Source organism: Pseudomonas sp. NPDC089401, from assembly GCF_044749485.1.
Classification (GTDB): Bacteria; Pseudomonadota; Gammaproteobacteria; order Pseudomonadales; family Pseudomonadaceae; genus Aquipseudomonas.
In genome coordinates this window covers 87,635-97,527 of sequence record NZ_JBIVIA010000001.1, presented here as the reverse complement: position 1 = coordinate 97,527, position 9,893 = coordinate 87,635, and the positions used below count along the sequence as shown (strand labels likewise).

The 9,893-nt window shown below is 66.6% G+C and carries 6 protein-coding genes; 2 read left to right on the top strand and 4 right to left on the bottom strand.

Translation table 11 applies throughout. The features are described 5' to 3' along the window. Positions 1-325: 325 nt before the first annotated feature. The 3 genes from ACIP21_RS00460 to ACIP21_RS00450 all read right to left on the bottom strand — a co-directional run bounded on the left by ACIP21_RS00460 (position 326) and on the right by ACIP21_RS00450 (position 3,329). Positions 326-1,159 carry an amidohydrolase family protein gene (locus ACIP21_RS00460; protein ID WP_400682720.1) on the bottom strand — a complete coding sequence of 278 codons (834 nt, stop codon included), beginning with the start codon at positions 1,157-1,159 and terminating at the stop codon, positions 326-328. A gap of 24 nt (positions 1,160-1,183) precedes the next feature. Continuing rightward, positions 1,184-2,458, bottom strand: a complete 1,275-nt coding sequence (locus ACIP21_RS00455) for an MFS transporter (RefSeq protein WP_400682719.1) — start codon at positions 2,456-2,458, stop codon at positions 1,184-1,186. Between the two features lie 139 nt (positions 2,459-2,597). Continuing rightward, positions 2,598-3,329 carry a GntR family transcriptional regulator gene (locus tag ACIP21_RS00450; protein ID WP_400682717.1) on the bottom strand — a complete coding sequence of 244 codons (732 nt, stop codon included), beginning with the start codon at positions 3,327-3,329 and terminating at the stop codon, positions 2,598-2,600. A gap of 218 nt (positions 3,330-3,547) precedes the next feature. On the opposite strand from ACIP21_RS00450, the gene ACIP21_RS00445 reads away from it, so the two are divergent. Both ACIP21_RS00445 and ACIP21_RS00440 read left to right on the top strand, forming a co-directional pair. After that, entirely contained in the window at positions 3,548-4,726 is a 1,179-nt protein-coding gene (locus tag ACIP21_RS00445; RefSeq protein ID WP_400682716.1) for an MFS transporter, read from the top strand. Between the two features lie 230 nt (positions 4,727-4,956). Next, entirely contained in the window at positions 4,957-8,433 is a 3,477-nt protein-coding gene (locus tag ACIP21_RS00440) for a NahK/ErcS family hybrid sensor histidine kinase/response regulator (RefSeq protein ID WP_400682714.1), read from the top strand. Here the strand turns inward: ACIP21_RS00440 and rmuC are convergent. Further along, positions 8,405-9,778 (bottom strand): DNA recombination protein RmuC, encoded by a 1,374-nt coding sequence (gene rmuC / locus ACIP21_RS00435; protein ID WP_400684267.1) that lies wholly within the window; start codon positions 9,776-9,778, stop codon positions 8,405-8,407. The genes ACIP21_RS00440 and rmuC overlap by 29 nt on opposite strands. Between the last annotated feature and the right edge of the window lie 115 nt (positions 9,779-9,893).

Genomic DNA, 9,893 nt, shown 5'->3' with positions numbered 1-9,893 from the left:
TGGGAGCCTCAGGGATATCACAGCATCTGAAAACTGTGGGATCCCTGTGGAAGCCACAGGGATATCACAGCATCTGAAAACTGTGGGATCCCTGTGGGAGCCTCAGGGATATCACAGCATCTGAAAACTGTGGGATCCCTGTGGGAGCCTCAGGGATATCACAGCATCTGAAAACTGTGGGATCCCTGTGGAAGCCTCAGGGATATCACAGCATCTGAAAACTGTGGGATCCCTGTGGGAGCCTCAGGGATATCACAGCATCTGAAAACTGTGGGATCCCTGTGGGAGCGGGTTTACCCGCGAAGGGGCCGGCACAGGCACTGCATCATTCGAAACCGAACAAAGCCTGGGCAGTATTCACCAGCAACGCCTGGCGCAACTCAGCCGAACAGCCCAGGGCCTCGAACTGCTCGACCACAGTACCAAAGCTCACCACCGACTCATGCTGCGTATGCGGCCAGTCACTGCCCCACATCAGCCGCTCGGCGCCATAGTGGGCTTCCAGCGCCCCCAGCGCCTGACGTGCGAACGCCAGGTTCTGCTGCGCAGTACCTTCCAGACGGTAGATACCGGATACCTTCACCCAGACCTTGCCCTTGCCACCCAGGGTCAGCAACTCGGCAAAGCCCGGCTGCCCCAGGCCCAGCCGCGCATCCGGCCGGCCGAAGTGGTCGACCACGATATCCAGGCCATAGGGTTCCAATGACCGCACCAGCGCCGGAATGTCCGCCACCTGCCGATGCAGCTCCAGGTGCCAGCCCTGCTCGCCGATCCGTTCGAGCAGTGGCCGCCATTCGGCGCCGGTGAGGTCGGGCAGCGCCTGCCCCATCAGGTTCAGGCGCACGCCGCGCACGCCCAGGCGGGCCATGTCATCCAGGGTTTCACGCTCGACGTCCCGGTCAAGCATCACCACCCCGCGCAATTGCCCCGGCACGGTCTGCAGGGCACTGAGCAGGTAACGGTTGTCGGTGCCCAGGAAGCTGGGCTGGACCAGCACGCCATGGCTGAAACCATGGGCCAGCAGCTGGCCCAGGTAATCGCCCAGCGGCGCATCGTAGCTGGGCGCGTAGCGCCGCTCGCTGGCCAGGTTCAGCCCGCGGCTGAAGACGTGGGCATGGCTGTCGATGGCGGTCAGGTGTGGAGCAGGAACGTCGGGCATGGTTCTCATACGGGCAAAGTCAGGTTACTTGGCCACCGCGCCAGCCATTTCCGGCGCGGGGGTGGGCTCGAGGTTGCGGCCACGGGTTTCCGGCAGGCACAGCGCGGCGATCATGGCCACGCCATAGGCGATGCCGGCGTCGATGCCGATCGCGCTGCCCAGCGACATGCTTTCGCTCATGTGGCCGACCAGGAACGGGAACACCGCCGACAGCACGCGGCCGAAGTTGTAGCAGAAGCCGACCCCGGCACCGCGCACGTCGGCCGGGTACAGTTCGTTGAAGAACGAACCCAGGCTGGCCGGGATGCCGGCGGCGAAGAAGCCCAGCGGGAAGCCGAGGAACAGCATCTGGGTGTTGCTCAGCGGGAAGAACACGTAGGCCTGCACGGTCAGCACGCAGCACAGGGCGAACAGCAGGATGTTGTTGCGCCGGCCGATGCGGTCGATGAGCATGCCGCTGACCACGCAGCCGCACCAGAAGGCGAAGATGATCACCGCCAGGTAGCCACCGGAGTTCAGCACCGAGAGGTTGCGCTCGGTCTTGAGGAAGGTCGGCAGCCAGGTCATCACCGCGTGGTAACCGCCGTGGGCGCCCAGGCCCAGCAGGCCGCCGAGCAGGGTCACGCGCAGCAGTTCGGGGCGGAAGATGCCGGCCATGGACTTGAAGAAACTGCCGGGGATGGCCTTCTCTTTCTGCAGGCGCTGGAAGCTGTCGGGCTCCGGCACGTTGCGCCGCACCCAGATGATCAGCAGCGACGGCAGCAGGCCGACGAAGAACATCACGCGCCAGGCGTAATCGGCCGGTACCAGCGAGTAGATCAGGGTGAACAGGCCCACGGCCAGGCCCCAGCCCACGGCCCAGGCGCTCTGCACGGTGCCCATGACCTTGCCGCGGTATTTCGGGTTGATGGTCTCGGCCATCAGCACCGCACCGGCGGCCCACTCGCCACCGATACCGAAGCCCTGCATGGCCTTGACGAACAGCAGCGGGTAGAAGCCGGTGACGAATGCCGAGAGGAAGGTGAAGAAGGAGAACCAGAGGATCATCCACTGCAGCGTGCGTACACGGCCGTAGCGGTCCGACAGGGTGCCGCCGAGCCAACCGCCGATGGCCGAGGTGACCAGGGTCAGGCCGCTGATCAGGCCGGCGTCGCCCTTGGTCAGGGAGAACGCGGCAATCAGCGCGGGGATGGCGAGGCCGAACATCTGCACTTCCAGCGCATCGAGCGACCAGCCGCCGAAACAGGCCCAGAACGTCTTGCGTTCCCGTGAGGTGATCTGGCGATACCAGCTGAACATCATTGTTATCCTTCTAGTCGTGTGTGTGCCGGCCGGGCGCACCGAAGCGCTTGGCGCGCTGGCGACCGGGCAGGCGAAGCCACTGCGCCGTGGCAGAACGGCGCAGACGGGTAAAAGGCGAAACGGCCGGTTTAACGGCTCAGCGAATGTCGACGCGGTAGCGGAAGTGCTGCGCGTGGCCGCGCGAGCGGCGCCATTCCAATGGCTTGCCGGCGTAGTCGCGGGCCAGGCGCTCGATCACCACCACCGGGCTGTCGGCCGGCAGTTGCAACAGGCGACCATGGGCCGCGTCGACCGCTTCGGCAGTCAGGGTCTCTTCGGCGTAGGCGACCACCTGGCCGCACAGCTCCTCGTAGATCGGGTAGAGCAGCGGGCCCTGGCTTTGCAGCTCGACGTCGAGCAGTGGCTGGAACGTCTGGCGCGGCAGCCAGATCTCCTCGGCAAGCACCGGTTGGGCGCCGAGCAGACGGGTACGGACGATGCGGATCACTTCGGCATCGGCCGCCAGCCCCAGGGCCTCGGCCACAGCCGAAGGCGCCGGCACCGGTTCGATGGAGAGGATGCGGCTCTGCGGCATCACGCGCTCGCCGTTGACTGTCTCGAAGCGGAAGAAGCGGAACAGCGAAGACTGGAACTGCGGACGGCGGATGAAAGTACCGCGGCCCTGCTGGCGTTCCAGCACGCCTTCGGTGACCAGCACGTCGACCGCCTTGCGCACGGTGCCGACGGACATGTCGAATTCGCTGGCCAGGGCGGCCTCGGTCGGAATCGCCTCGCCCGGGCGCCAGCGGTTGTTGGCGATCTGCTCGACCATGTGGTCGCGCAGCTGTTGATAGCGGGGCAGTCGAGCATCACCGGACAGTGGGTGCATGGGGCGGCTCTCGTCTTGTTATCTAAACATATATATGAATTTTTCCGAGAGTATTCCCGGCTGTTGGCGGACTGTCAATCCTCCACCGGTCAGCTTGGCGCATAGGACAAGCGTTTGAAAGTGGCAGAATGCCGCCATGCGCCTTTCTTGTGAGCGAGCGCGCAAACCGGCCTGTGCCCTATGCTTGCGTCAGCTTTCTCTCGCACCCGGACGTGCCCATGCTCACCGCCCTCAAGCATTACCCCGCCAGTATCCGCCTGCTGCTGGCCACCACCTTCACCCTGACCGTCGCCCGCGCCCTCACCCTGCCCTACCTGGTGGTCTACCTGGCCGACAACTTCAGGCTTTCGGTCGGCCAGATCGGCCTGCTGATCGGCGGCGCGCTGGTCGTCGCCTCGCTGCTGAGCCTGTATGGCGGGCACCTGGTCGACACGCTGCGCAATCATGCGCTGGTCAGCGCCAGCACGCTGGTGTTCGCCCTGGCCTTCGTCGTCGCCAGCGCCAGCCGTTCGGCGTGGCTGTTCTTTGCCTGCCTGGTGCTGATCAACCTGGCCCTGGCGGTGGTCGACATCGCCGCCAAGGCCGGTTTCTGCGCGCTGCTGCCGGTGGAGCAGCGCGCCGAGGTGTTCGCCATCAAGTACACCTTGAGCAACGTCGGCTATGCCGTCGGGCCGATGCTGGGCGTAGCCATGCTGGAGCTGGACGACCATCTGCCCTTCCTGGCTTCGGCGCTGACCGGCCTGGGCATGTGCCTGGCTTACTGGCGCCTGGGCGACCGCGAGTTGCAGGCCAGCGCGCCGGCAACGCCTGGTGCCGGGTTCGCCCAGGTGGCGCTGGGCCTGGCAGGTGATCGCCGACTGGTGTGCTTCACCCTCGGCGGGGTGCTCAGCGCGGTGGTGTTCGGCCAGTTCACTGCTTACCTCTCGCAGTACCTGGTGGTGACCAGCAGCGCCAGCGAGGCGGCACGCCTGGTGGGTTACCTGGTGACCACCAACGCGGTCACGGTGATCGCCCTGCAGTACCTGATCGGCCGGCGCATCGGCCGCCAGCAGTTGATGCCCTGGCTGCTGGCCGGCATGGCGCTGTTCATCGCCGGGCTGCTGGGCTTTGCCCTGGCTGGCTCGGTACTGGCCTGGTGCCTGGCGATGCTGGTGTTCACCCTGGGCGAGATCATCGTCATACCGGCCGAGTACATGTTCATCGACCTGATCGCGCCGGAGCATTTGCGCGGGGTGTATTACGGTGCGCAGAACCTGTCCAACCTGGGGGCGGCGCTGGGGCCGGTGCTGGTGGGGTTCGCCCTGGGGCGGTGGTGGCCGGGGGTGGTGTTCTACTTGCTGGTGATGTCGGTGATACTGGCGGGGGTGTTCTACTGGCTGGGTACCCGTCGGGGTTGATGTTGCCTGTGCCGGCCTCTTCGCGGGTAAACCCGCTCCCACAGGGTCATCACCGGCCTTGAAGACTGCACTGCGCTGTACCTGTGGGAGCGGGCTTGCCCGCGAAGAGGCCAGCACAGGAGCCCCTGCGACGACGCGCCACTGCGACCATCGTCGGCGCAGACGAACCGCCGCCTGCGTGCCAGACTGACTGATCGGGACCGCGTTATCTTTCTTGCTCCGGAGTTTTCATGTCGTTGTCCAGCGGGCTGATCGCCGTGGTCGCCCTGGCCTATATGGCCGTCATGTTCGCCATCGCCTTCTACGGCGACCGCCGCAGCACGCCGTTGCCGCCGCGCCTGCGTGCGTGGGTGTACAGCCTGTCGCTGGCGGTGTACTGCACCAGCTGGACCTTCTTCGGCGCGGTAGGCCAGGCCGCCGAGCAGCTGTGGGCGTTCCTGCCGATCTACCTGGGGCCGATCCTGCTGCTGATCTTCGCGCCCTGGGTGCTGCAGAAGATGGTGCTGATCAGCAAGCAGCAGAACATCACCTCGATCGCCGACTTCATCGCCGCGCGCTACGGCAAGTCGCAGACCCTGGCGGTGGTGGTGGCGCTGATCTGCCTGGTCGGCGTGCTGCCCTACATCGCCCTGCAGCTCAAGGGTATCGTGCTCGGCGTCAACCTGCTGATCGGCGCCAATGCCGATGCCACCGGCACCCGCGTGCAGGACACCGCGCTGGTGGTGTCGCTGGTGCTGGCGCTGTTCGCCATCGTGTTCGGCACGCGCAGCCTGGACGTTACCGAACACCACCGCGGCATGGTCCTGGCGATCGCCTTCGAATCGCTGATCAAGCTGCTGGCGTTCCTCGCCGTGGGCGTGTTCATCGTCTTCAACCTGTACGACGGCTTCGACGACCTGTTCACCCAGGCGCGCCAATCGGTGCACCTGGACAGCTACTGGCAGGAGACCATCAACTGGCCGTCGATGGTGGTACAGACCGCCGTGGCGATGATGGCGATCATCTGCCTGCCGCGGCAGTTCCACGTCACCGTGGTGGAGAACATCGAATCCCAGGACATGCGCCTGGCACGCTGGGTGTTTCCGCTGTACCTGGCGCTGGCCGCGCTGTTCGTGGTGCCGATCGCCCTGGCCGGGCAGATGCTGTTGCCCGGCACGGTGATCTCCGACTCCTTCGTCATCAGCCTGCCACTGGCCGAGGCGCACCCGAGCCTGGCGCTGCTGGCCTTCATCGGCGGCGCTTCGGCGGCCACCGGGATGGTCATCGTCGAGGCCGTGGCGCTGTCGACCATGGTCTCCAACGACATGCTGCTGCCCTGGCTGCTGCGTCGCAACAACGCCGAGCGGCCGTTCGAGGCGTTCCGCCACTGGATGCTCTCGGTGCGCCGGGTGACCATCGTGGTGATCCTGCTGCTGGCCTACGTCAGCTACCGCCTGCTCGGCTCCACCGCGAGCCTGGCGACCATCGGCCAGATCGCCTTCGCCGCCGTCACCCAGCTGACCCCAGCGATGCTCGGCGCGCTGTACTGGAAGCAGGCCAACCGCCGCGGCGTGTTCGCCGGCCTCGCGGCAGGCATCTTCCTGTGGTTCTACACCCTGGTGCTGCCGATCATCGCCCACAGCCTGGGCGTATCGCTGGCGCTGTTCCCGGGCCTGGCCTGGCTGCACGGCAACCCGCTGGACCTGCCGATCACGCCCCTGACCCAGGGCGTGGTGCTGTCGCTGGCGGGCAACTTCACCCTGTTCGTGTGGGTGTCGATGCTGTCGCGCACCCGCGTGTCGGAACACTGGCAGGCGGGCCGCTTCATCGGCCAGCAGACCAGCGCCCGGCCCAGCAGCAAGCCGCTGCTGGCGGTACAGATCGACGACCTGCTGAACCTGGCCTCGCGCTTCGTCGGCGAGGAGCGCGCGCGGCAGAGCTTCATCCGCTTCGCCTACCGCCAGGGCAAGGGCTTCAACCCCAACCAGAACGCCGACGGCGACTGGATCGAGCACACCGAGCGCCTGCTCGCCGGCGTGCTCGGCAGCTCCTCGACCCGCGCCGTGGTCAAGGCCGCCATCGAGGGCCGCGACATGCAGCTCGAGGACGTGGTGCGCATCGCCGACGAGGCCAGCGAGGTGCTGCAGTTCAACCGCGCGCTGCTGCAAGGAGCCATCGAGAACATCAACCAGGGCATCAGCGTGGTCGACCAGAACCTGCACCTGGTGGCCTGGAACCGCCGTTACCTGGAACTGTTCAACTACCCCGACGGGCTGATCAGCGTCGGCCGGCCGATCGCCGACATCATCCGCTACAACGCCGAACGCGGCCTGTGCGGCCCGGGCGAGGCGCAAGTCCACGTGGCCCGGCGCCTGCACTGGATGCGCCAGGGCCGCGCGCACTCCTCCGAGCGGCTGTTCCCCAATGGCCGGGTGATCGAGCTGATCGGCAACCCGATGCCCGGCGGCGGCTTCGTCATGAGCTTCACCGACATCACCCCGTTCCGCGAAGCCGAGCAGGCCCTGCGCGACTCCAACGAAGGGCTGGAACAGCGCGTGGCCGAACGCACCCACGAGTTGTCGCAGCTCAACCAGGCATTATCGGAAGCCAAGAGCCAGGCCGAGGCGGTGAGCAAGTCCAAGACCCGCTTCCTCGCCGCCGTCAGCCACGATTTGATGCAGCCACTGAACGCCGCGCGGCTGTTCTCCGCCGCCCTGTCGCAACAGGCCGAGGGCATGAACCAGGAGGCCCAGCAGCTGGTGCAGCACATGGACAGCTCGCTGCGTTCGGCCGAAGAACTGATCAGTGACCTGCTGGACATCTCGCGCCTGGAAAACGGCAAGATCACCCCCGATGCCAAGCCGTTCGCCCTCAACGAACTGTTCGACACCCTCGGCGCCGAGTTCAAGGTGCTGGCCGCTGAAAAAGGCCTGGAGTTCCGCCTGCGCGGCAGCCACCTGCGGGTCGACAGCGACATGAAGCTGCTGCGCCGGGTGCTGCAGAACTTCCTCACCAATGCCCTGCGCTACGGCAAGAGCCCTATCCTGCTGGGCGTGCGTCGCCAGGGCGAGCACCTGTGGCTGGAGGTCTGGGACCGCGGCCCGGGCATCGCCGACGACAAGCTGCAGGTGATCTTCCAGGAGTTCAAGCGCCTGGACAGCCACCAGACCCGCGCCGAAAAAGGCCTCGGCCTGGGCCTGGCGATCGCCGACGGCCTGTGCCGGGTACTCGGCCACACCCTGCAAGTGCGCTCCTGGCCCGGCAAGGGCACGGTGTTCCGCGTCAATGTGCCGATCGCCCGCCAGGCCGTGGCGGCGCCGAGCGCCCCCGTGGAGCAGGCCAGCCAGCCACTGGCCGGGCTGCAGGTGCTGTGCGTGGACAACGAAGACAGCATCCTGATCGGCATGAACAGCCTGCTCAGCCGCTGGGGCTGCCAGGTGTGGACGGCGCGCAACCGCGCCGAATGCGAAGCCTTGCTGGCCGAGGGCATGCGCCCGCACCTGGCGCTGGTGGATTTCCACCTGGACGACGGCGAAACCGGTACCGGGCTGATGGGCTGGCTACGCGCGCGGCTGGGCGAACCGGTGCCGGGGGTGGTGATCAGCGCCGACGGCAGCAAGGAAACCCTGGCCACCGTGCACGCCGCGGGCCTGGACTACCTGGCCAAGCCGGTCAAGCCAGCGGCCCTGCGCGCCCTGCTCAATCGCCATCTGAGCCTGGTTCAGTAACCGCCTGAGCGGCCATTGCCTCGTCGCTCAGGGCCCGCTCCAGCAGCTCGGCCGGCAGGCTCTTGCTGGCGCGGGCACCGAGCAGCTTGAGCTGTTCGCTGCGGCTGACCAGGTTGCCACGCCCTTCGCACAGCTTGTTGCGCGCGGCGGCGTAGGCCTTGTCGACCTGCTGCAGACGGTTGCCGAGCTCGTCCAGGTCCTGGATGAACAGCACGAACTTGTCGTACAGCCAGCCGGCGCGCTCGGCGATCTCGCGGGCGTTCTGGCCCTGGCGCTCCTGCTTCCACAGGCTGTCGATGACCCGCAGGGTGGCTAGCAAGGTGGTCGGGCTGACGATCACGATCTGCCGGTCGAAGGCTTCCTGGAACAGGTTCGGCTCGGCCTGCAGGGCTGCCGAGAAGGCCGCCTCGATGGGCACGAAGAGCAGCACGAAATCCAGGCTGTGCAGGCCCTCGAGGCGGTTGTAGTCCTTGCTCGAGAGGCCTTTGACGTGGCTGCGCAGCGACTGCACATGCTGCTTGAGGGCAGCTTCGTCATTGCTGCCGACGTACTGCTGGTAGGCGGTGAGGCTGACCTTGGCATCGACCACCACCTGCTTGTCGCCGGGCAGCATGATCAGCACGTCGGGCTGGAAGCGCTCGCCATCGGCGCTCTTGAGGCTGACCTGGGTCTGGTATTCGCGGCCCTTCTCCAGGCCCGCATGCTCCAGCACCCGCTCCAGGATCAGTTCGCCCCAGTTGCCCTGGGTCTTCTGGCCCTTGAGGGCCTGGGTGAGGTTGGTGGCTTCGTCGGACAGGCGCAGGTTGAGCTGTTGCAGGCGCTCCAGCTCCTTGCCCAGCGAGAAGCGCTCGCGGGCCTCCTGCTGGTAGCTTTCCTCGACACGCTTCTCGAATGCCTGGATGCGCTCCTTGAGCGGGTCGAGCAACTGGCCCAGGTGCTGCTGGCTGGTCTGGGCGAAGCGCTGCTCGCGCTCGTCGAAGATCTTGGTGGCCAGGTCGGCGAACTGGGCGCGCAGGGTGTCACGGGCCTCCTGCAGGTCTTCCAGGCGCTGCTGGTGGCTGTCCTGCTGCTCGCGCAGCTCAGCCTCCAGGCGTGCGGCCTGGGCTTCCAGGCGGCGCAGTTCGGCTTCGCGGCTGGCGCGTTCCAGGTGCCAGGCGTGGGCGGCATCGCGGGCGTTGTCACGGTCGATCTGCAGCAGTTCCAGCTCGCGGCCCTGGGCGGCGAGCTGGGCCTGCTTGACGGTGTTGGCTTCACTGAGGTCGCTGACCTCGTCGCGGCTGGCATCGAGCTGCGCCTGCAGCCCAGCCTGGGCCAGTTGCGCGCTGCTCAAGCGCTCTTCGAGCAGGGCCTGCTCGCCCTGCCGGGCGCCATGGCGGCGCTGTACGTGCATGACCCAACCCAGGCAAGGCACGGCGCCTGCCACCAAGCCCAGCAGAATGCTGGTCAGATCCACTGCCATG

Excerpts from the sequence above, each read along its gene's own strand:
- ACIP21_RS00460 (WP_400682720.1), bottom strand. The coding sequence starts at position 1,159 with ATGCCCGACGTTCCTGCTCCACACCTGACCGCCATCGACAGCCATGCC.
- ACIP21_RS00455 (WP_400682719.1), bottom strand. The coding sequence starts at position 2,458 with ATGTTCAGCTGGTATCGCCAGATCACCTCACGGGAACGCAAGACGTTC.
- ACIP21_RS00450 (WP_400682717.1), bottom strand. The coding sequence starts at position 3,329 with ATGCACCCACTGTCCGGTGATGCTCGACTGCCCCGCTATCAACAGCTG.
- ACIP21_RS00445 (WP_400682716.1), top strand. The coding sequence starts at position 3,548 with ATGCTCACCGCCCTCAAGCATTACCCCGCCAGTATCCGCCTGCTGCTG.
- ACIP21_RS00440 (WP_400682714.1), top strand. The coding sequence starts at position 4,957 with ATGTCGTTGTCCAGCGGGCTGATCGCCGTGGTCGCCCTGGCCTATATG.